The organism is Hallella faecis (assembly GCF_018789675.1).
Lineage (GTDB): Bacteria > Bacteroidota > Bacteroidia > Bacteroidales > Bacteroidaceae > Prevotella > Prevotella faecis.
In genome coordinates, this window is the sequence record NZ_JAHKBE010000015.1 from 30,909 (window position 1) to 52,327 (window position 21,419).

The window sequence follows — 21,419 nt, forward strand, 5'->3', positions numbered from 1 at the left end:
ATTGTCTTGTTTCTTTTTGCAAAGGTACTACCTTTTCATCGTTTGGACAAAACGTGAAAAGATAATTTGTGTTTATTTCACCACTTTCTTTCCGTCCACGATGTAGATGCCGCGTGGCAGCGTGCGGAGATCGGTGCCCAGATACTGGCCCGAGAGGCTGTAGACACGTCCCGTCTTGGTGGGGCGCACCCCCTCGATGGCGCTGATGCCCGTGGCGCTGGGCTTGGTCACCGCTACGTCGTCGAGGAAGAAGCGCTTGCTGGGCTGGAAGTTGATGCAGAGCTTGCCCGTTGCGGTGAAACGCAGGGTGTAGGTGGTCCAGGCGCCCTTCGCCATGGTGAGGCTCATGTCGGTCGACTGGCTGTCGACAAACGTGCCGTTGCCCTTGAGCACCACCAGCAGGTCGGTGCCGTCGCGCTTCGCATCCCATCCGGCGGCGCGGAACGAGAGTGTCATGGTGTCGGAAACGGCGGTGAACGAGGGTGAGTTGACGAAGCCCGGGGTGCTGCTGTTGCCAAAACGGCCACAGCGATCGGCGCCGATGGCCACCGTGGCATCCCAGCCGTCGAGATCGGGCGAGAACATGCCCGTGGCCAGCGTGCCGCCGAAACCGCCCGAATTTCCGCCTTCGCCGTTGCAGTTGTCGAACGTTTCGTGCAGCAGGTAGTCGCCCACGATTGGCACATCGTTGCTTGGCGCACTTGTGGGACGGCTCTCAAAACTGACGGTTCCATCGCTGTTTTCGGTGATGCGGTAGAGTCCGAGGTTCATGAAATGGCTGCCGTCGGTGTTGGCGTTGTAGACCTTTGCAGCGGGAACGGAACGGTTGGTCAGCGAGTCGAGACCGTTGTAGGGATAGAGGTCGTGAACCTCCGAGTCGATGTTGTAGTTTCCGTCGTAGTCGTAAAAGCTCTCGCCGTCCTCGTTGTCGGCGTGGAAGATGGTCATGCGTTGGTGGTCGTTGCTTACGCCCTGTTGCTCATAGTCGTCGCCCTTCTCGGTGAAGGTGTTCACGATGTTGTAGTCCCATATCGTGGGGTCGTAGTCCACGTGGCTCACCATCAGTCCGTGGCTGGGCAGGTTCACGTCCCATCCCGTTTGCTGGCGGTTTTCCAGGAGGTAATACTCGTTGCGGTTGGCCTCGTTATAGATAACGTATGTGTTGCCGTTCTCGGTGAGCGACAGCATGCCGCTAATGGCCGTGGTGTCGGCCGTGAGCTCGATGGGCTCCGTCCAACCGCTGTACCATCGCTCCCAGGCGGTGTAGTTGGGGGGCGTCATGCCGTCGCCCAGGTAGCTGCCCATGTCCATGAGGCTGAAGTCGCACATGCCGAAGTTGCCACTGTAGTAGACGTCGTACCAGTCGGGAAGGCCCAAGCAGTGGGAAAACTCGTGGCAGATGGTGCCAATGCCGCTCAGCCCGTTCAGCCCGTTGAGCTCGCTCGAGCAGGCGTAGGTGTCGATTTTCTTACCGTCGAGCGTGATGTGCGACCCGCCTGGGTAGGCCGAGAGCCAAAATTCGTGGGGCCAGATGGTGTTGTTGGCGCCCCCGTCGGCCTGGCCCTTTCCGGCGTAGAGGATAAACACCTGGTCGACCTCGCCATTGCCGCTCCAGTCGTAGTTGGCGAAGTTCACTTGGTCGTCCACCTTGCGGCAGGCCTCCTTCACCAGTTCGTCTACCGGCTCGTCGTCACCATTTTTGCTGGTTCCGCCATAGTAAGTGGAGTTTTTCGACATGCGCACGGGCCCCACCACGTCGAACGAGAGGTTAAACAGGCCGTTGCTCTGGGCGCTGAAGTAGTCGCTCACCGATCCTTTGAATCCGTTCTCGGAGTAGCCCTTCTCGTTGGCTATCTGGTTGAAGAGCGCTTGGGTGTGGCCCGCCTTGAACGGCTTGTCGGGGAAATCCACGAGGATGATGAGGCCTTTCTTGTTGCCCGTGTAGCCCTGCGCCCTGCGCCTGGTGGCCAATTGGCGTATGTTGGCGGTGTTGCGGCGTGCGGCTCCGCGCCGCATGCCCATGAGCGTTTGGGCGCTGGCCTTCTGCCATACGCCGTCGTTCTCCACATAGCGTGTGCCGTCGGCCGCCTGCCAGTAATGGTTAAACTCGTCGCCGCGCAGCTCTACGCGCACGGCCTGCCCGTCGCTGAGCGTCACGGTTCGCCATTGTCCACGCTTGGCGGGCACGGCCATCGTGGCCACTGTAGCCAGCGTGAGCGCCGCGGTAAGTAGTGTTTTCTTCATGCTGATATGAACTTTGTTTTTTTGTCAGTGGGGGGATGTGTGGGCGGTTAGCCCTTCTCTTCCTGCCGACGCCGTTGGTCGGTGAGGGCGATGCAGTTGGCTCCTACCCATTGTTTTGGACCAACAAAATTATAAAGAATCTCGGTGCGCACAAAGTGACGGTGGTTAAAGTTGCTGAAAAGGGCGGCTTTTTTTGACCAAACAACCCCGAGGCGGGTTCCGGATATAGCCGGCTTGAGGCGACAGGGTAATTGGCGGATGGCGCCCTGTCAGTTTGTGGCTTTGTTAATAAGTGTTTGATCGTAGGATATGCGCTCATTTCTATCAAAATGTGCATATTTCGCTTGATAATCGTAACCAAAACCGTCAAAAACGAGAATATTTGTTATAAAAAGTGGGTTCTCCACTGTTTTTTTCTGCAAAAATATTTGGATTGAACCTAAATAATACTTAATTTTGCAATGAAATGATAATTTCATGAAAATTACGCTAAGGCTTGGCGATTATCAGTAACGCTCACAAAGGCATGCGCTTATATATATAATAAGGTGGCGCTTCCACCTCGCGGGGCGAGGTGGTTATAAAGATAGCTCGAAGAATAACAAATATTATATTCATTTAATTAAAAAGAGAGAATTTATGGAAAAAAGACTCATGACGTTCATCGCCTGCTTGTTCTTGAGCATAGGACTGGCCATGGCGCAAAGTCAGGTTTCCGGTACAGTCACCTCTGCTGAAGACGGTGCGCCCGTTGTGGGAGCATCTGTCAAGGTGGTGGGCACCCACACGGGCACTGCTACCGACGCTGACGGTCACTTCTCACTGAACGCACCTGCCAATGCAAAGTTGCAAATTTCATACATTGGCATGGCGACTCAGACCGTGAAGGCCGGAAGAAACATGGACATCAAGCTCGAAGCCTCCAGCGAGTCGCTGAGCGAGTTTGTGGTAACAGGTTATGGTACAGCCCGTAAGCTTGGTACCATCGCAGGTTCTGTCGAGACTATCTCTGGTAAGACCTTGGAGAACCGCCCCATCGCCAACGTGGCCGACGCCATGCAGGGCCAGGTGGCCGGTCTGCAGGTTATGACCTCTTCAGGAGAGCCTTCTGCCACAGCCAGCATGCGTATCCGTGGTGTGACCTCTATCAACGCTTCCACCGAGCCTTTGTTTATCCTCGACGGTAGCGAGATCTCACAGCAGACCTTCCTGTCGATCAACCCCAACGACATCGAGAGCATGACCACTTTGAAGGATGCTTCTTCAACCGCCATCTACGGTTCACGTGCCGCCAATGGCGTCATCATCGTCACCACCAAGAAGGGTAAGTTTGGCGAGGCTCCCACAGTGAGCGTTTCTGCCCAGTATGGTATCTCACGCATGACGGGCGACAAGGCCGACATGATGGACGCCAACCAGTGGCTCGCCTTCCAGGAGGTTATGGATCCCTCTTTGGCCAACAGCGCCAACTTCCAGGCTGAGCGTGCTTACTACAAGAAGTACAACATCGGAACCGACTGGAACAAGTACTTCTTCAGCGACAGCAAGCCCACCTCTCAGATCGACGTGAGCGTCCGTGGCGGCAGCCAGAACACCGCTTACCTGCTTTCGTATGGCCACTACAAGACCAGCGGTATCATCGACGACTCCAACATGCGTCGCGAGACCCTTCGCGCCAACCTCGAGACCAACATCAACCCTTGGTTGAAGATTGGCTCCAACACCAACCTTGCTTTCACGAAGTATCGTTCTTCTCTTTGGGGCGATAATGCCAACAGCGTCTACAACAAGACCTTTGCCGCCCGTAACTTCCTGCCCACCCAGTCCACACACGAGGTGCTCGGTCTCGATCCGAGCGACTACGCCAACAGCACCTTCGAGGGTTACGGTGAAGAACTTCGCTACTACGACATGATGGGCTTCTTCAACCCCATGTGGGTATCATCATGGCAGCCCCAGACTACCAACCGCGTTCGCTTGAATGAGAACGTGTTTGTGAACATCAACCCCATCAAGGGCCTGAACATCCGCACCGCCGTGGGTCTCGACGCCAACGACCTCCGCAACTCACGGAAGTGGACCATCACCGAGGACGAGCCCGACATCAACCCCACAGCCAGCGCTGCCGAGAGCTTCTCGCGCTTCTACCGTTGGACCGTCACCAACACCGCCGAGTACAAGTTCAACATCGCCAAGAAGCACGACTTCACGGTGCTCCTCGGTCAGGAGTCGATGACCAGCAAGACTGTAGCCTTCGGTGCCAAGGCCGATGGCATTACCGACAACCGCCTGTCGCTCATGTCGGCCGGTGCCACGGCTACCGTTCCTTCCCACTCAATCAGCGAGGAGGTTCGCAACTCATGGTTCGGCATGCTCAACTACAGCTACGCCGACCGTTACTTCCTCGACCTGTCTATCCGTCGTGACGGCAGTTCTCTCTTCGGCGAGAACAACCGTTGGGCTACCTTCGGTGCCGCAGCTGCCATGTGGAACATCACCAAGGAAAACTTCATGAACAGCACGCGCAACTGGCTCAACGACCTGCAGTTCAAGGTGAGCTACGGTAGCACTGGTAACTCAGGCATTTCGCCTTACATGGCCCTGGGTCTGGTGGCCGCCGGTCCTCTCTACAACGGCCAGAGCGGTACAGCCATCGCCAACGCCTCCAACCCCGACTTGACATGGGAGACTGTGAAGACCTTCAACCTCGCCCTCACAGGTAAGGTGCTGAACCGCATCACATTCGACCTCGAGTACTACGACAAGACCACCTCCAACATGCTCATGAACGTGCCTTACTCTTACACCACAGGTTTCTCTTCTGGTTGGGGTAACATCGCCGAGATGTACAACCGCGGTTTCGACTTCACCGTTGGTGTTGACATCATCAAGAACAAGGATTGGTATTGGAACGTAAAGCTGAACGGCAACTACAACAAGAACCGCATCACCAAGCTCCTCAATGGTGTTGACTCATACGACTCAGGCGGCTTGCACCTCGAGGTTGGCCACTCCTACGGCGACTTCTACGGTGTGCGTTGGAGCCATGTTGACCCGCGCGACGGTCAGAACGTATGGCTCGACCTCAATGGCAACGAAACCAAGAACGTTTCCGACAGCTACCAGTACATGAGCCGCAAGAGCTTCATCGCTCCTTGGTCGGGTGGTTTGATCTCGACCTTGACTTGGAAGAACTTCGAGCTCGACCTGCAGTTTTCTGGCATGTTCAACCGTTACATGTATAACAATGAGCGCTGGTTCACAGAGAACCCAACCTTCGCAACCACCAACAACCAGAGCAATGCCATGTTCCACATGTGGCAGAAGCCGGGCGACATCACCGATATCGCAGCTGTTGACGCCCAATACTACTTCGGCGACGACCGCCTGTTGGAGAACGCCTCATTCGTTCGTCTGAAGTTCTTGCAGTTGTCTTACACTGTTCCCAAGAAGTGGATCAACGCTACCCACTTCCTCAAGGGCGCCAAGGTTTATTTCGTAGGCCGCAACCTCCTTACCTTCACAGGCTACAAGGGTTACGATCCTGAGGTTGACACCGATCACACCCTCGGCAATTACCCCAACACGCTCCAGATTTCATTTGGTGCAGAACTCACATTCTAATTATATAAACGCAAACTAACATGAAGAAAATATATTTAATGTTGGCCTTGGCAGCTGGTCTGATGTCGTCTTGCGACATGGACAAGGAGCCCTACAATGCGCTTCCTGACACCGAGGGCATCAGCACCCCGACCGACTTTGCCAACGCCCGAGTGAGTCTTTATTCAGGTCTTCGTGGTTGCATTGGTGGCGACAGCTTCAACAACGCCATGGAAATCCAGACCGACGGCTTCAATGCCGTCACTGGCTACAGCAACACACTGGGCGACATGTACCGTTACACCTTCGCCACATCGAGCGGCTACTTCTCTACCGTCTACAGCAGCTACCAGGGCATGATTGCCCGCGCCAACTACATCCTTGACGGTTACAAGAAGGTTGACATGAGCAACGCTGTGGTTTACACTCCCGAGAACATCGCCAAGATCAAGGTGGCTGTGGGCGACGCCTACTTCACACGCGCCTACTCTATCTTTGGCCTGTCGCAGTATTTCTGCGCCGACTATGAGGCTTCTACGGCTTCTGCCGCCAACAGCGGTGTGTCATACCGCCTCGACTACGCTCCCTCTTCAAGCGCAGCCACCTATCCTGCCCGCGCGACCCTGGAGCAGACCTTCAAGCAGATCACCGAGGACCTCGACTCTGCCGCCAAGTACATCACCGCAGAGGGTGAGGCAAGCTACGGCTACTTCTCACAGGATGCCATCAAGGCCCTGCGCGCTCGCGTAGCCCTTGCTATGGACGACTACACCAACGCCGCCAAGTATGCCACTGAGCTGATCAAAGATGGCAAGTACACACTGGCTGAGGATGCCGACGAGTTGGCCGACCTCTGGCAGAACGACGGTGGCAACGAGACCATCATGCAGTTTGCTTGCCCCACAAAGGACGAGCTTCCCAACAGCAGTAAGATTTACCAACCTTACTCAGATGGTTCTGTGCCCGACTACATCCCCACCCAGACTTTGATGGACCTGTACTCAGCCAAAGACTACCGCAAGCAGGTATGGTTCAACAAGATGACACTGACCACCAACACAGGTGCCACTGGTGAGGTTTACTGCTTCAACAAGATCGTCGACCACGGCGCTCTTTGGACCAAGCTTCAGGGCTACGAGTATGCCCGTTTCTGCATCGAGCCGAAGATGTTCCGCATCGCCGAGATGTACCTCATCGCCGCCGAGGCTTACGCACAAGCTGGCGACCTGACCAAAGGCGCCAAGTACCTCAACGACCTTAAAGGCAAGCGCATCGAGGGCTACGAGGAGACATCGTTCCCCACAAAGAACGCCCTGATGACCGAGGTGCAGAACGAGCGCGAGCGTGAGATGGTGGGCGAGGCCACTCGTCTGTTCGACCTGAAGCGTTGGCACAAGGGCTTCAAGCGCGGTGTTCCTCAGCAACTCGACCTCTGTCTGCTGCCTGGCGCTACCACCACAGGCTTCTCTCTCGACGCCAACTCTCCCAAGCTCACTTGGCCGATCCCGAAGCACGAGATCGATGTAAACAAGAAACTTGTGCAGAACCCTGGCTATTAATCAAGCGTTAACTATAAACAGAAAAAGTAAAAAGACATGAAATATATCAAATTATTCATGCTGCTGGCTGTCGTTTCGTTGTTCGCCGCTTGCTCAAGCGACGACGACTACAACACCAACGAGACGACCGTAAGCTTCGCTAACAACGCCATCACCACCAAGGAGAGCGCTGGCATCGTAAACATCCCCATCAATGTAACGGGCCTGCGCAACGGCGACATCAGCCTGCGCATTGTGACTGAGGAAGTGGGCGCGAACCCCGCCAAGGAGGATGTGAACTACATGATCACCGACAAGACCCTGACCCTGAAGGCCGACACGCTGCAGAGCGGTGTGATCAACGTTGAGGTGAAGATGGTCGACGACGACGAGATCAACGAGAACCGCACCTTCAAGCTCACCATCGCAAGCGTAAACGGCGCCACGGTTGGCACCAACGCCTCTACGACTATCACCATCCGCGACAACGACGCTGCCTTCTACGAGAAGTTCTTCGGCAAGTGGACCCTGAGCGGAAACATCGAAGGCTCAACTGGTGTGAGCCCATTCAGCAAGGATGTAACCATCTCGGGCGTAACCGATGAGGAGTCGGCCGACTACAACAACATCCTAACCGTTTCAGCTCCTGGCTTGGTCAACGTAGGTGTGTCCGTCGACTGTGAGTGGCACTTCCGCTACTCATTCAACACGGAAGCCAAAACGGGTACGCTCGGATTCATCTGCGGCGAGATCATTGGCAGCTATGGCGATGCCTACCAGTGGATGTGGGCCTCTATCAGCGCCAACAACCAGCTGACCATCGACGACGTCACTGCTCCTTGGGCATTGGGCGAGAACGATGCATTCCCATCAACCATCACCTTCCCCGAGAGCGCCAAATTGGCATTCTATCAGCCCGGCAATGGTGTTTGGAGAATCTTCTCCGACCTGAAGCTCACCAAAAAGTAAACACACAGTTTAACAACTGACATACCAAGGCAGGTTGACAAGGTTATCAAGTCCTTGCCAACCTGCCTTTATCTTGTACAAACCCAGCTGGCCCAACCAGCAAACAACGTTTTTTACATCATAACATGATTCGCAACATGCACAAACATTTATCGATCATCGCACTCGCATGCATGGTTAGCCTGAGCGCCACGGCAAAGCAACGCACGCAGCAACAACTGTTGCAGGCCGCACAAGCCTTTGTGCAAGCCAACGGTGGCCCCGCCAAGGGCGCCAAGAGCAAGGTAACCTTCACGCAGTTGCTCAGCAATGATCAAATCACCCTTCTGAACAGCAGCAACGGCCAAGCACTCATCATGGCCAACGACGACGCGTTCCAGCCCATCGTGGGTTACACCGACGCGCCTGTCGACCGCAACAACATGGCTCCCGCCTTCGAATGGTGGATGACCACCATCAGCCAAGCCATGGAGGAGACCCTGGCCAAGGGTGCGACGCCCACACAGGTCAAGAGGAACGCCGCCTACCGCGAGGCCGTCGACAAGCTGATGACCACCGAGTGGGGACAGAGCGAGCCTTACTACAACCTCACACCCACCTACACGCAGAACTATCAGGAGACCCATTACGTCACAGGTTGTGTGGCCACAGCCATGGCGCAGGTCATGAAATACCACGATTACCCCGAAAAGGGTAAGGGTTATAACCGCTGGACCTTCTACCCCAACGGCAACAACAGCACCGGCACCACCGTTCGCGTTAATTTCGCAAACACCTACGACTGGAAGAACATGCTCGACAAGTACACCCGTGGCAAATATAACGACACGGAGGCCAAAGCAGTGGCCGTACTGATGAAAGACTGCGGTGGCTCGGTAAGCATGCAATACGCCAAGGACGGCAGCGGTGCCTACGCCGCCGACGCTTGCCGCGCCCTCCGCAACAACTTCAAGTATCACCAGGCCATCAAACTCTACACACGCGCTTTCTACCCTAAGGACGCATGGATGGATCTCATCTACCGTGAGCTCAACGACAGTTGTCCCATCCTCTATGGTGGAGCCACCACCCAGGGTTTCGGCCATGAGTTTGTGTTTGATGGCTACGACAAGAACGGCTTGGTACACGTGAACTGGGGTTGGGAAGGTGTCAACGATGGTTACTTCGACGTGGCGCTGCTCAACTCGCGCGAGGGAAGTTTCACCGAGAGCCAGAACATGGTGATCGTGCGCACGCCCGACGACAAGCACTTTAAGGAGACCTACCACTCATTGTGGGGCAGCGTGACAGGACTGATATTGACGCAGGCCGGAAGCCGAGTGAACGCCAACAGCTATGTGGCGTACAATCTCGACGTGGATTATTTCACAGGCTACGTGGAGCTGGTGGCCGCCAACACAAAGACGGGTATGGTTACGCAGCTCACATCCAACGATCCCGTGAGCAATGTGGAATACACCAGTGGCTTCCGCCTCAACATCAGCGCCGACCTCAGGCAGTTGGCCAATGGCGAGTATCGTATCTACATGGCCACCAAGTCGACTTCGGCCGACAAGCAGGAACTTGATTGGCAGCCTATCTTGAGCAACGAGACCGTAAACTCCAACTACTTGCTGACGGTGAACAACGGCAAATACACGCTCACCAAGGGCTCCAACAATTTCACCACGGGCATCTCCACGACGCTCGTCGAGAATGAAGCAAGCAAGGTTACGCGCGTCTACAACCTGCAAGGCCAAGAGGTTTACCAATCGGCCACCGATGATTTCGACCCTAACCGCCTGCCTGCCCACGGCACATACATCGTGCGCCAAGGCAGCAAGAGCGTGAAGATCGTCAGGTAAGAAGCTATCAGAGTAATTTTTTCTCTTCTATAGGAAGGGGGAGTCAAAAGTCAATTATACGGGCTGAAAGCCCAATAAGCTCATAGCCCAGGGCATCCGCCCTGGGTGTACGGATTGACAAAAGCAAGACGCCCTGCAAGGGCAAAAGCATTGATTATTAACGCTTTTGCCCTTGCAGGGCGTTTGGCTGTTTGGGAACTTTTACCCAGGGCGGGTGCCCTGGGCTATGTGCTTCTGCCCCTTCGGGGCGTGCTGCTTAAACTTTTGACACACTCTCTTCTTTCGTAAACACAAGGTCTGAAAACGCTCAACAATCTATAGCAAGAACTACACTGTTGTTTTCCATGACGGAAATGTTGGGCGCAAATACGCGATTCTCAGCGCTTCTGCACAATACGCTAAGCATCAGTGCGTTACGACAAATTTTTGGTTTTCTGCACGCCGCATTTCATACTCCACCTCACGGTTAGGCATGTTTCGCGCCTCGGAACATGCCTAACCGAGGCGCGAAAGATGGTCTTTCGCAACTCGATACACGGTCTTTCGCAACCCGAAAGATGCCTAACGGCAAAAGCGAAACGCAGTTTTGCCGATGAAATGGGGCAAAAATGAGCTTCACGCTCGCTGGTTCGCGCAAAATTACGACACAACTTTTTCACCAAATTACCTGACAGGCGCCATACGCCAACCATCCGTTGCGCATCACGTTTGCCAATGCCGTCGACGTGCCTGTCGCATCCTGCTCGAAGCAAACACTAACAAGGATTGAAATTATTGCTGTCCGGTAAATAAATTATTGGGGTTTCTGATTTAGGCAGAGTGGGCTGAAAGCCCAACAAGCGCAAAGCCCAGGGCAAGCGTAGCGACACCCTGGGTATGAATACAAACAACATACCCATTAACGCCCTGCAAGGGCAAAAGCGTTAATAATCAATGCTTTTGCCCTTGCAGGGCGTCTTGCTTTTGTCAATTCGTACACCCAGGGCGGATGCCCTGGGCTATGAGCTTATTGGGCTTTCAGCCCGTATAATTGAGTGTTGACACACCCTCTCGTTGGTATATGCGGATCTTGCTGCTTACTTCTTCGGACGGCGGCGTGCCCATCCCTCCTCAGAGAAGTCGGGCTCCTCGCCTTTCAACTTGAACGACTGGCCGTTCATCAGGCTCTTCCAGTCGTCGCGCGAGTGGCGCTGGTTTTCGTCGCCAAAGGGGCTCTGTGGCTTGCGGCCACGGCGTGTGTCGCGACGGTCGCCTCGGCGTTCATCGTATCGGTCGTCGCGGCGGTTGCGCTCGCGTCCCTTGCGGGCGTCGCCACGTCCGCGTGTGTCGCCATCGGCAGCGGCGCGTCCGCGTCCACCCTCAGCGGCGCGTCCGTGTCCGCCCTCGTCGGCATCGTTGCATCGCACCTCGCGACCCTTGTAGCTCACACCGTTGAGCGCGCGCATCACCTTCTCGGCGTCGTCGGTGGGCACCTCGATGTAGGCAAACTTCTGCAGCAGGTCGATGTGACCGATGGTCTGCTTCGGGCCGTGTATGTGGTGGTTCATAAACTGCATGATCTCGCCGGGGTAGAAACCGTCTTGCTTACCCAGGTTGATGAACAGTCGGCGATAGCCCTCCTCGGCCTTGCGCGGTCCGCGCTGGCGTGTGGCGCCACCCCGTCCGTCGCGCTGCGACTTGCGGTCGCCCTTTTCGCCCCGCTTCGAAGTGGGGCGAACAATCTCAGGCGCGTTCTTATAGTAGTTGAGGAATCGTCCGAAGGTGATGCTCACCACCTTCTGCATGATGTCCTCCTTGTCGATGTATTCAAACTGGCGCATGATGTCGGGCATGTAGGGAGCGATGAGCTCCTCGTCGACATCGGTCTTCATGATGTCGTCCATCACCTTGTAGAGCTGCTTCTTGCAGATCTCCTCGGGCGTGGGCAGCGTGCCTTCCACAAACTCCTTTCCGATGATCTTCTCGATGTTGCGCACCTTGAATTGCTCACGGGTGTGGATGATGCAGATGCTCGTTCCCTTCTTTCCGGCGCGTCCGGTACGTCCTGAGCGGTGCGTGTAGTTCTCCACATCGTCGGGCAAACCATAGTTGATGACGTGCGTCAGGTCGTCCACGTCAAGTCCGCGCGCCGCCACGTCGGTTGCCACAAGCAGTTGCACGGTGTGCTGGCGGAACTTCTGCATGGTGAGGTCGCGCTGCTGCTGCGAGAGGTCTCCGTGGAGCGACTCGGCGTTGTAGCCGTCGCGTATGAGCTTGTCGGCCACCTCCTGCGTCTCGATCTTTGTGCGGCAGAAGATGATGGCATAGATGTGGGGATAGAAATCCACGATGCGCTTCAGCGCCAGATACTTGTCCTTGGCGTTCACCACGTAACAGATGTGGTTCACGTTCTCCGCACCCTCGTTGCGCGATCCCACAACGATCTCCTTGTAGTCGTGCAGGTAGTTTTTGGCAATGCGCTCCACCTCCTTGCTCATCGTTGCTGAGAAGAGCAGCGTGTTGCGGTCGGCTGGCACGTTGTCGAAGATGGTGTTGATGCTCTCCGAGAATCCCATGTTGAGCATCTCGTCGGCCTCGTCGAGCACCACGTTGTTCACCTTTTCGAGGTTCACCACACCGCGCTCCATCAGGTCGATGAGTCGTCCGGGTGTGGCCACGATGATCTGCACGCCGTGGCGCAGCTCGCGAATCTGTCCCTGTATCGACGCACCGCCGTACACGGGGATGATGTGCATGCCCGGCATGTATTTGGCAAACGCGTTGAGGTCGTCGGCGATCTGCAGGCAGAGCTCACGCGTGGGGCTCAAGATGAGCGCTTGTGTTTCCTTGTTGGTTGCGTCGGTCTTCTGCAATACGGGTATACCGTAGGCCGCCGTCTTTCCTGTGCCCGTCTGGGCCAATGCTATAACGTCGTTACCGTTCCCCAAAAGATAGGGAATCACTTCCTCCTGAACGGGCATGGGATGTTCAAAGCCCAGCTCTTCGATGGCGCGGCGAATCTCTTCGCTAACGCCAAGTTCTTCAAATGTCTTCAAAAAAATATTGTTTAATTGTTACCGTAGGGACTACTTCAAAACACCCTACCGTTTCGTACGAGTCCCCTTTCGGGGTGCAAAGTTACAACAAAAACCTGACAACCCACCATCGTAACGCCACAATTTTCAATAGGTTACCACCTTTTGGCAGAACGCTGAGGCTTCGCGGAAGGGGTGGGAGCGTGGTCGAGGGGTAGGGGTGGAACGCCCCAAGCAGTGCTTGGAACGACAGAAAAGCCGGTCGAAACGATGCTTCGTTCGGTAAAAAACACTAACTTTGCAACCAGTATGGTACTCAATTACATTTGGATTGCGTTTTTCCTCGTTGCCTTTGTCTTCGGCTTTGTGCAACTGTTGATGGGCGACACCACCATCTTCCAGAAGATGGTCGACTCCACGTTCGCCACGTCTAAGACCGCCTTCGAGACCTCCTTGGGCCTTACGGGCGTGTTGGCCCTTTGGCTTGGCATCATGAAAATTGGCGAGAAGGCCGGCGCCGTCAATGCCTTGGCGCGTGTGCTCAGCCCCTTGTTCACCAAGCTCTTCCCCGACATTCCCAAGAACCATCCCGTCATGGGGTCGGTGTTTATGAACATCGCCTCCAACATGCTGGGCCTCGACAATGCCGCCACGCCCACCGGCCTGAAGGCCATGGCCCAGATGCAAGAGCTCAACCCGAAGAAAGACACGGCCACCAATCCGATGATTATGTTCCTGGTGCTCAACACCTCAGGCCTGACCATCATTCCAACCACCATCTTGGCGTTCCGCGCCTCGTATGGTGCGGCGCAGCCCACCGACGTGTTTATTCCCATCCTTCTTGCCACCACCGTGGCCACGTTGGCCGGCATCCTCATCACCGCCGCCTGGCAACGCATCAACCTGTTGCAGCCCGTGCTGCTCGCCGCCCTCTTGGGCATCATAGCCTTTGTGGCGGTGGTTATCTGGGGCTTTGGCCAGATGAGCGCCGAAACGATGGGCACCGTCACCTCCATCGCCGGTCCGGTTATCCTGCTGGGTGTCATCGTCGCCTTCATTGTGGCAGGCATGGTGCGCCGCGTCAACGTGTACGACGCCTTCATCGAGGGCGCCAAGGAAGGCTTTCAGACCGCCGTGCGCATCATTCCTTACCTTGTGGCCATCCTCGTGGCCGTGGGCGTGTTTCGCGCCTCGGGCGCCATGGACCGGCTGATTGATGGCATCTCATGGCTGGTGGCCCAGTGTGGACTGAACACCGACTTTGTGGGCGCCCTTCCCACCGCCTTCATGAAGCCCCTCTCGGGCAGCGGAGCGCGTGGCCTGATGCTCGAGGCCATGCAAAACTACGGCCCCGACTCGTTTGTGGGGCGCCTCTCCTGCATCTTCCAAGGCAGCACCGACACCACGTTCTACGTGCTCGCCGTTTATTTCGGATCGGTCAGCGTCAAATACACGCGCCATGCCGTAGCGGCCGGTTTGCTGGCCGACCTGGCCGGCGTTGTGGCCGCCATCGCCATCGCATACATCTTCTTCGCCTAAGGTGGGCGTACCACCCCAGTTAGAATATCATTATGGCAAGTTTAAAATCACTCTTGAAAGACACAGCCATCTACGGCATCAGTTCCATCGCCGGACGGTTTGTCAACTATCTGCTCGTGCCCATCGAGACCTACGCTTGGGTGGCTGGCGGAGGTCAGTTTGGTGTCATCACCAATGTTTATAGTTACATAGGCATCCTCATCATCGCCCTCACCTTCGGCATGGAGACCACGTTCTTCCGCTTTGCCAACAAGGAAGGCGAGAACGCCCGCATGGTCTACAGCACCGCCCTGCGCATGGTGGGTGCCGTGGCCCTTGTCTTCGCGCTGCTTGTGCTGGCGTGCCTCAAGCCGCTGGCCGCCGCCATGGGCTATGCCGACCACGTGTGGTACATAGGCACCATGGCTGTTTGCGTGGCCGTCGACGCCTGGACCGCCATCATGTTCGACTACCTGCGCTATCAGCATAAACCCTGGAAGTTTATGGCGCTGAAGCTCGCCAATATCCTCATCAATGTGGCGTTGGTGGGCGCGTTCCTCTTCGTGCTGCCCCATTTCGGCCTGTTCATCCCCGGCCTCTACGACGCCAACGGCACCCCCGACGTGGGAATCGTGTTCTACGTGAACCTCTTTGTGTCGGTCGTCACCGTGCTCTTGCTGTCGAAGGAGATGACAGGCGTGAGCTACGGCTTCGACAAGGCGCTCTGCCGCCGCATGCTCTCCTACACCTGGCCCATGCTGATCCTGGGCATTGCAGGCCAGCTCAACCAGAGCGCCTCGACCATCATCTTCCCCTATCTCTTCGATGGCGACATCGCCGAGGCCCACGCCCAGTTGGGCATCTATGGCGCCACCATCAAGATCGCCATGATCATGGTTATCATTACCCAGGCGTTTCGCTTTGCCTACGAGCCGTTTGTCTTTGGCAACAAGGACGCCGACAAGAAGGCCACCTACGCCAAGGTGATGAAGTTTTACATCGTCTTCACCCTCTTCGCCTACTTGGCCGTCATCGGTTACATGGACATTTTGCGCCACATTGTGGCGCGCTCTTATTGGGAGGGCTTGCGCGTGGTTCCCATTGTGATGGCCGCCGAAATCATGTTTGGCGTGTATTTCAACCTCAGCTTCTGGTATAAGCTCACCGACCGCACCATCTGGGGCGCATGGTTCTCGCTGTTGGGCTGCGTGGTGCTCATCGCCATCGATGTGCTCTTCATTCCGCGCTACAGCTACATGGCTTGCGCCTGGGCCGGCTTTGCCGCCTATGGCGTGTGCATGGTGACCAGCTATTTCTTCGGCCAGAAGTATTACCCCATCAACTATCCGCTGCGCGACATCGCCTTCTATGTGGTGTTGGCCGTGGCCCTCTTTGCCGCCATGACATGGGGCAACGCCCACCTCGGCACATGGTCGTCGCTGGGTGTGAACACCTTGCTGTTGGGCCTTTACCTTGCCGTGGTGGTTTGGAAAGATTTCCGCGGCATCATTCGTCGTCGCAAGGCAGCGTAAGCAAAACCTCATTCATCACGAGCGGCGACAAAGCGGACCCCCGTCCACCCTTTGTCGCCGCCCGCGTCTTATCCCCTTCAAGCTATGGCAAAAGTAGAGACCGACATGCTCCATGGACCGTTGCTGGGCAAGATAGTGATGTTTGCCTTGCCTTATGCCGCCACCGGCATCCTGCAACAACTGTTCAACTCCGTCAATGTGTTTGTGGTGGGGCGCTTCGACAGCAGCCACGCCATGGCCGCCGTGGGCGCTACAACGTTCCTCATCAACCTCATCATCAACTTGTTCCTGGGTGTTTCGGTAGGTGCCAACGCTGTTATAGCCAACAACATTGGGCGCCGAGACCCTCAGGCTGTGCATCGCGCCGTGAGCACAACGGCCGCCCTCTCGCTCATTGGCGGCGCCATACTCTTGGTGGTGGGCCTGTTGGTGGCCACCCCCCTGCTGCGCTTGTTGGGCACGCCGGCCGACGTGATCCACGACTCGGCCCTTTATCTGAACATCTGTTTCCTTGGCGCACCGTTCTTCATGGTCTACAATTTCGGCGCAGCCATCTTCCGAAGCAAGGGCGACACCCGCACGCCCCTTTACATTCTTGCCGTGGCAGGCGTCATCAATGTGGTGGTGAGCATGGTCACCGTCATCGTCTTCCACATGAGCGTGGCCGGTGTGGCCTGTGCCTATTTTGTGTCGAACATGTTCTCGGCGGTTGTCATCACCACGCTGCTGTGGCGCGAGAAGGGCGAGTTCCGCGTGCGCCTGCGACAGATACGCATCTACCGCAAGGAGTTGGGCGACATTCTTTCCATCGGTCTGCCCGCCGGCTTGCAGGCCACCGTGTTCTCGTTCAGCAACGTCTTTGTGCAGTCGTCCATCAATAAGTTTGGCTATGCGGCCATCGCTGGCGCGTCGCTCAGCATCACCTTCGACACCTATTGCTATTATGTCCTCACCGCGTTCTGCGCCACGGCCATCACCTTCACGGGCCAAAACTACGGCGCAGGCCAGGTGGACCGCTGCCGCCGCATCTTCCGCCTCTGTTTCTTGTTGGGTGGTGCGTCGATTTTTACGGCCAACATGGTGTTTGTGTTGTTTGGTCCTCCCATCGCCTCCGTCTTTACCACCGACCCACAAGTCGTCCATTACTGCACGTCGCGCATCTACGTGGCGCTTGCCTTCCAGTGGATCGCCACCAGTTATGAGATACCGGCGGCGTGCATGCGCGGCTTGGGAAAATCGTTGGCTCCAGCCTTGCTTACCATCTTTGGCACCTGTTTCATCCGTTTGGGCTGGATATTCCTTGTGTTGCCCCATTGGTATGGCTACGAGCATCTCATGCTTTGCTACCCCATCTCGTGGGTCATCACGGGCGTCCTTGTAAGCTCGGTTTACGTTGCCGCCAGTAGGAAGGCATATCGGCTTTTGGCCCCTTGATGTGTGCTTTTGCCATTGGCGGTGAGCGAAACCACTGCAACGCGAAACGAAAAACGCTCGTTCCATCGGCAAAAAGAAAGCCTTGCGCCCTACTTTGTCAATGAAAAGTGTTATCTTTGCAGCGATAATGCGCCTTGCCGCAGCCGCCTAACGGCTTGCCCGAAGCGCCCCGTCCACACCCCTCACGGCAGTTGCCCGATGGTGGAAAAGCCGATGTCCGCCCACAGGAATGAAGCGCCTTGCCCATTGGCCCAACTCGATCGCTGAGCCTTGGATGGGAAATGTTAGCAAACAGTCATAACAATGAAGATACTCAAGATTACCGTTGTTGCCGCCCTTGTGATGGTGGCGTTGTCGCTTGCCTCATGCACGGGCAAGAAGTTTCAGGTGTCAGGCGTCATCTCAGACGCCCCCGATTCGCTCCTCCTCTTTGAGAACATGAGCCTTAACGGCCCCGTAGTGGTCGATTCAGTGCGCCTTGGCGCCGACGGCTCGTTCAGCTTCGAGGGAGAGGCGCCCACCGCTCCCGAGTTTTATCGCCTGCGCATCGCTCGCCAAATTATCAATGTGGCGGTCGATTCCACGGAGCATGTCACCGTGAAAGCCTCATACCCCACCATGACAGGCAGTTATGAGGTGGAAGGGTCTACCGAGTGTTCGAAGATCCGCGAGCTCGCTTTGATGCAGCTGAACCTGCAAGCCCAGCTCAACGCCGTGGTTCAGAACCCCAACGTTAGCTACGAGAAGGAGGCCGACAGCGTGCGCACCATCCTCGAGGTTTATAAGTATAAGGTAAAGAACGACTACATCTTTAAGGAGCCTTGGCGTGCTTACGCCTATTTTGCCTTGTTCCAAACCATCACGTTGGGCCAGCAGGTGGGACTCATCTTCGACCCGCAGAGCAAGAAGGAGGATGTGCAGGCCTATGCCGCCGTCGCCACCAGTTGGGACACCTACCACCCGGGTTCGGAGCGTGGCACCAACCTTCATAACATTGCCATTGAGGGCATGAAGAACGTGCGCATCCTGCAGGCAGAGCAAAACCAGACGATCGACGCCAGCAAGATCAACAGTTCGGGTGTCATCGAGGTGGCGCTGCCCGATCGAAACGGCAAGACCTGCAAGCTCACAAGCCTTAAAGGCAAGGTGGTGTTGCTCGATTTCCACCTCTTCGCCTCTAAGGGAAGCACCGAACGCATCATGCACATGCGCGACCTTTACAACAAGTATCACGCCCAGGGATTCGAGATCTACCAGGTCAGCCTCGACCCCGACGAGCATTTCTGGAAGGAGAGCGTGGCCGCACTGCCTTGGGTTTGCGTGCGCGACGCCAACAGCACCGGCTCCGTTTACCTGACACAGTATAATGTGCAGTCGCTCCCAACCTTCTTCACCATCGACCGCAACAACGTGTTGCAGAAGCGCGACGCACAGATCAAGGATCTCGACGCGGAGATCAAGGGCTTGCTCGCCAAGTAACCCAAGGTAACCCATCGCCAACATAAAAACCGAGGTCCATGCATCCTTTAGATAAATTCAGATACTGCCCCGCATGCGGCAGCAAGCATTTCGAGATACAAGACGAGAAGAGTAAGAAATGCGAAAATTGTGGGTTTGAGTACTACTTAAATCCCAGTGCGGCCAACGTGGCGCTGATTGTCAACGACAAGGATGAGCTGCTTGTAGCCACCCGCAAGAAAGAGCCCGCCAAGGGAACGCTCGATCTGCCCGGAGGCTTTGCCGATATCGGCGAGACTGCCGAGGAGGGAGTGGTGCGCGAGGTGAAGGAAGAGACCGGACTGACGGTCACCGAGGCGCGTTACGTGTTCAGCCTGCCTAACGTCTACGTCTATTCGGGCTTCGAGGTGAAGACGCTCGACAGTTTCTTCCTCTGTCAGGTGGAGGATTTCTCCACGCTCCATGCCAGCGACGACGCGGCCGCCCTCCAGTGGATTCCCATCACCGACATCCACACCGAACTCTTCGGTTTGCGCTCTGTGCGCCATGGTCTTTATCGATTCGTGGAGTCGTACAAGAAGCCATAACCCTCGCGTTTGCCAAGACAATCCCATTTTGCGAGGTCTTATTGTGGTTTGAATCGCAACATCCCGTGTTTCGTTGCGGCAATCATTCGCATCTCGCACCGCACATTCTGAATAACGCCTTACGCTTGCTACGCCTTAAGAGAGGATGTGGCAAGCGTTTTAAGTATTAAGAGCTAATGCTTTTTTTAGTCGGATTTGAGCACTTTTACAGCTGTTTTTTAGTCGGATTTGAGCACTTTTATAGTGATTTGTTTGTCGGATTTGAGCACTTTTATTATATTTGTGGCTGATTATCAACAACTTTTTTAATCGGCCCATGAATTACATTGCGAGAAATATAGATGCCCAATTGATGGAGTGGAAATCAGATCCCATGCGTAAGCCCTTGTTACTACGAGGAGCGCGACAAGTGGGAAAATCATCGGCCATCAGGCATTTGGGAGAAACCTTTCAGCATTTTGCCGAAGTGAATTTTGAGCGCAACAAAGCCATTAAGAGTTTTTTCCAAGGCGATATTGATGTGCATCTCATTGCGCAAAAGATTGCCGCTTACCTCGGTGTGCCCATCGTGAATGGCAAGACGTTGCTCTTTCTGGATGAGATTCAGGAATGTCCGGAAGCCATTATGGCACTAAGGTTCTTCAAAGAAGACTATCCCGAGTTGCATGTGGTGGCCGCAGGCTCGCTGCTCGAGTTTGCCCTTGAAGAGTTGCCCACGTATGGAGTAGGGCGCATCCATTCTATATTTATGTACCCCATGACCTTCGATGAGTTTTTGGGCGCATGCCACGAGGATGCGCTCTTGGCGATGCGTCGACAGGCCAGCAGCCTCTCTCCGATTGATGATGCGTTTCACCAACGACTGATCGACCTGTTCCGAATCTACCTCTTGGTGGGCGGAATGCCTGAAGCGGTGCTCGCATGGGTTACCATGGGCGATATGAACCGTTGCCAACAGATTCAAAGCGACATTGTGTTGTCGTATGAGGACGACTTCGCCAAATACAAGAAAAAGGCCAACCCCGACCTTTTACGCACCACCATGCGTGGCGTATGCCATCAGAGCGGGCAAAAGTTGTCGTTCAAACAGATATCGACCGACTATAGGAGTTCTCAAATTCGGGAGGCGTTGCGTTTGTTGACCTTGGCGGGTATTGTGGTGCCTGTGGTGTCCACTTCGGGCAATGGCATTCCGCTGGAAGCCGAGGCGAATGATAAGAACATGAAGTTGCTATTTCTCGATACCGGATTGTTATTGGCTGTTTTGCAGTTGGAGGGCGGATTGTCGCAGCAACTCGTTCAGTTCATCATGACAGGTAATGCGCAGGAATTGGTCAACAAGGGCGGTGTGATCGAAATGGTGGTGGGCTTGGAAATACTACGTAATAAGCCTGCCATACAACGGCAAAAGATGTATTATTGGGAAAAAAGCGGCAAGAGCATTGCCGAAATTGATTATCTCGACATACGCAACTTAAAGATTATGCCTATTGAGGTGAAATCGGGAACGAAGGGAGGCATGAAGAGCCTATGGACCTTTATGAGAGAGAAGCATCTCACCGAAGCCACCCGTTGCTCACTGGAAAACTTTGGTGAGTTTACGTATGTCGACATGGAGGATGGTGAAGCCCAAAGGCATGTAACCATCGTTCCCGTCTATGCCTTGTCGCAGTTTTAA

At 55.4% G+C, this 21,419-nt stretch carries 12 protein-coding genes; 10 read left to right on the forward strand and 2 right to left on the reverse strand.

Features of this window, described 5'->3' with window-relative positions; all coding sequences use genetic code 11:
* Window positions 1–72 precede the first annotated feature (72 nt).
* Window positions 73–2,244 carry a M6 family metalloprotease domain-containing protein gene (locus KM934_RS05370; protein ID WP_215759599.1) on the reverse strand — a complete coding sequence of 724 codons (2,172 nt, stop codon included), beginning with the start codon at window positions 2,242–2,244 and terminating at the stop codon, window positions 73–75.
* Window positions 2,245–2,883: 639 nt separating this feature from the next.
* Between KM934_RS05370 and KM934_RS05375 the strand changes: the two genes are divergently transcribed.
* The 4 genes from KM934_RS05375 (at window position 2,884) to KM934_RS05390 (ending at window position 10,198) form a co-directional block, all read left to right on the forward strand.
* The gene (locus KM934_RS05375) at window positions 2,884–5,868 is read left to right on the forward strand and encodes a SusC/RagA family TonB-linked outer membrane protein (protein ID WP_215759600.1); all 2,985 of its coding nucleotides are present in this window, start codon (window positions 2,884–2,886) and stop codon (window positions 5,866–5,868) included.
* Window positions 5,869–5,888: 20 nt separating this feature from the next.
* Entirely contained in the window at window positions 5,889–7,406 is a 1,518-nt protein-coding gene (locus KM934_RS05380) for a RagB/SusD family nutrient uptake outer membrane protein (RefSeq protein WP_215759601.1), read from the forward strand.
* Between the two features lie 36 nt (window positions 7,407–7,442).
* Entirely contained in the window at window positions 7,443–8,354 is a 912-nt protein-coding gene (locus KM934_RS05385) for a Calx-beta domain-containing protein (protein WP_215759602.1), read from the forward strand.
* Window positions 8,355–8,491: 137 nt separating this feature from the next.
* Window positions 8,492–10,198 carry a C10 family peptidase gene (locus tag KM934_RS05390; RefSeq protein WP_215759603.1) on the forward strand — a complete coding sequence of 569 codons (1,707 nt, stop codon included), beginning with the start codon at window positions 8,492–8,494 and terminating at the stop codon, window positions 10,196–10,198.
* 1,076 nt (window positions 10,199–11,274) lie between these two features.
* Here KM934_RS05390 and KM934_RS05395 read toward each other — a convergent pair.
* Window positions 11,275–13,233 carry a DEAD/DEAH box helicase gene (locus tag KM934_RS05395; protein ID WP_215759604.1) on the reverse strand — a complete coding sequence of 653 codons (1,959 nt, stop codon included), beginning with the start codon at window positions 13,231–13,233 and terminating at the stop codon, window positions 11,275–11,277.
* A gap of 288 nt (window positions 13,234–13,521) precedes the next feature.
* Between KM934_RS05395 and KM934_RS05400 the strand changes: the two genes are divergently transcribed.
* The 6 genes from KM934_RS05400 (at window position 13,522) to KM934_RS05425 (ending at window position 21,419) form a co-directional block, all read left to right on the forward strand.
* Window positions 13,522–14,751: a nucleoside recognition domain-containing protein gene (locus tag KM934_RS05400; protein ID WP_215759605.1), complete on the forward strand. Its 1,230-nt coding sequence runs from the start codon at window positions 13,522–13,524 to the stop codon at window positions 14,749–14,751.
* 32 nt (window positions 14,752–14,783) lie between these two features.
* Window positions 14,784–16,262: a polysaccharide biosynthesis C-terminal domain-containing protein gene (locus KM934_RS05405; protein ID WP_215759606.1), complete on the forward strand. Its 1,479-nt coding sequence runs from the start codon at window positions 14,784–14,786 to the stop codon at window positions 16,260–16,262.
* 84 nt (window positions 16,263–16,346) lie between these two features.
* Entirely contained in the window at window positions 16,347–17,696 is a 1,350-nt protein-coding gene (locus KM934_RS05410) for an MATE family efflux transporter (RefSeq protein ID WP_215759607.1), read from the forward strand.
* Window positions 17,697–17,999: 303 nt separating this feature from the next.
* Window positions 18,000–19,175, forward strand: coding sequence for a TlpA disulfide reductase family protein (locus KM934_RS05415; RefSeq protein ID WP_215759608.1), 1,176 nt, complete (start codon window positions 18,000–18,002; stop codon window positions 19,173–19,175).
* Window positions 19,176–19,213: 38 nt separating this feature from the next.
* Entirely contained in the window at window positions 19,214–19,741 is a 528-nt protein-coding gene (locus KM934_RS05420) for an NUDIX domain-containing protein (protein WP_215759609.1), read from the forward strand.
* Window positions 19,742–20,093: 352 nt separating this feature from the next.
* Window positions 20,094–21,419 (forward strand): ATP-binding protein, encoded by a 1,326-nt coding sequence (locus KM934_RS05425; RefSeq protein WP_252344904.1) that lies wholly within the window; start codon window positions 20,094–20,096, stop codon window positions 21,417–21,419.

Coding starts and splice junctions, on each gene's coding strand:
- KM934_RS05385 (WP_215759602.1), top strand. CDS start 7,443: ATGAAATATATCAAATTATTCATGCTGCTGGCTGTCGTTTCGTTGTTC.
- KM934_RS05370 (WP_215759599.1), bottom strand. CDS start 2,244: ATGAAGAAAACACTACTTACCGCGGCGCTCACGCTGGCTACAGTGGCC.
- KM934_RS05380 (WP_215759601.1), top strand. CDS start 5,889: ATGAAGAAAATATATTTAATGTTGGCCTTGGCAGCTGGTCTGATGTCG.
- KM934_RS05390 (WP_215759603.1), top strand. CDS start 8,492: ATGCACAAACATTTATCGATCATCGCACTCGCATGCATGGTTAGCCTG.
- KM934_RS05405 (WP_215759606.1), top strand. CDS start 14,784: ATGGCAAGTTTAAAATCACTCTTGAAAGACACAGCCATCTACGGCATC.
- KM934_RS05400 (WP_215759605.1), top strand. CDS start 13,522: ATGGTACTCAATTACATTTGGATTGCGTTTTTCCTCGTTGCCTTTGTC.
- KM934_RS05375 (WP_215759600.1), top strand. CDS start 2,884: ATGGAAAAAAGACTCATGACGTTCATCGCCTGCTTGTTCTTGAGCATA.
- KM934_RS05410 (WP_215759607.1), top strand. CDS start 16,347: ATGGCAAAAGTAGAGACCGACATGCTCCATGGACCGTTGCTGGGCAAG.
- KM934_RS05415 (WP_215759608.1), top strand. CDS start 18,000: ATGAAGATACTCAAGATTACCGTTGTTGCCGCCCTTGTGATGGTGGCG.
- KM934_RS05425 (WP_252344904.1), top strand. CDS start 20,094: ATGGAGTGGAAATCAGATCCCATGCGTAAGCCCTTGTTACTACGAGGA.
- KM934_RS05420 (WP_215759609.1), top strand. CDS start 19,214: ATGCATCCTTTAGATAAATTCAGATACTGCCCCGCATGCGGCAGCAAG.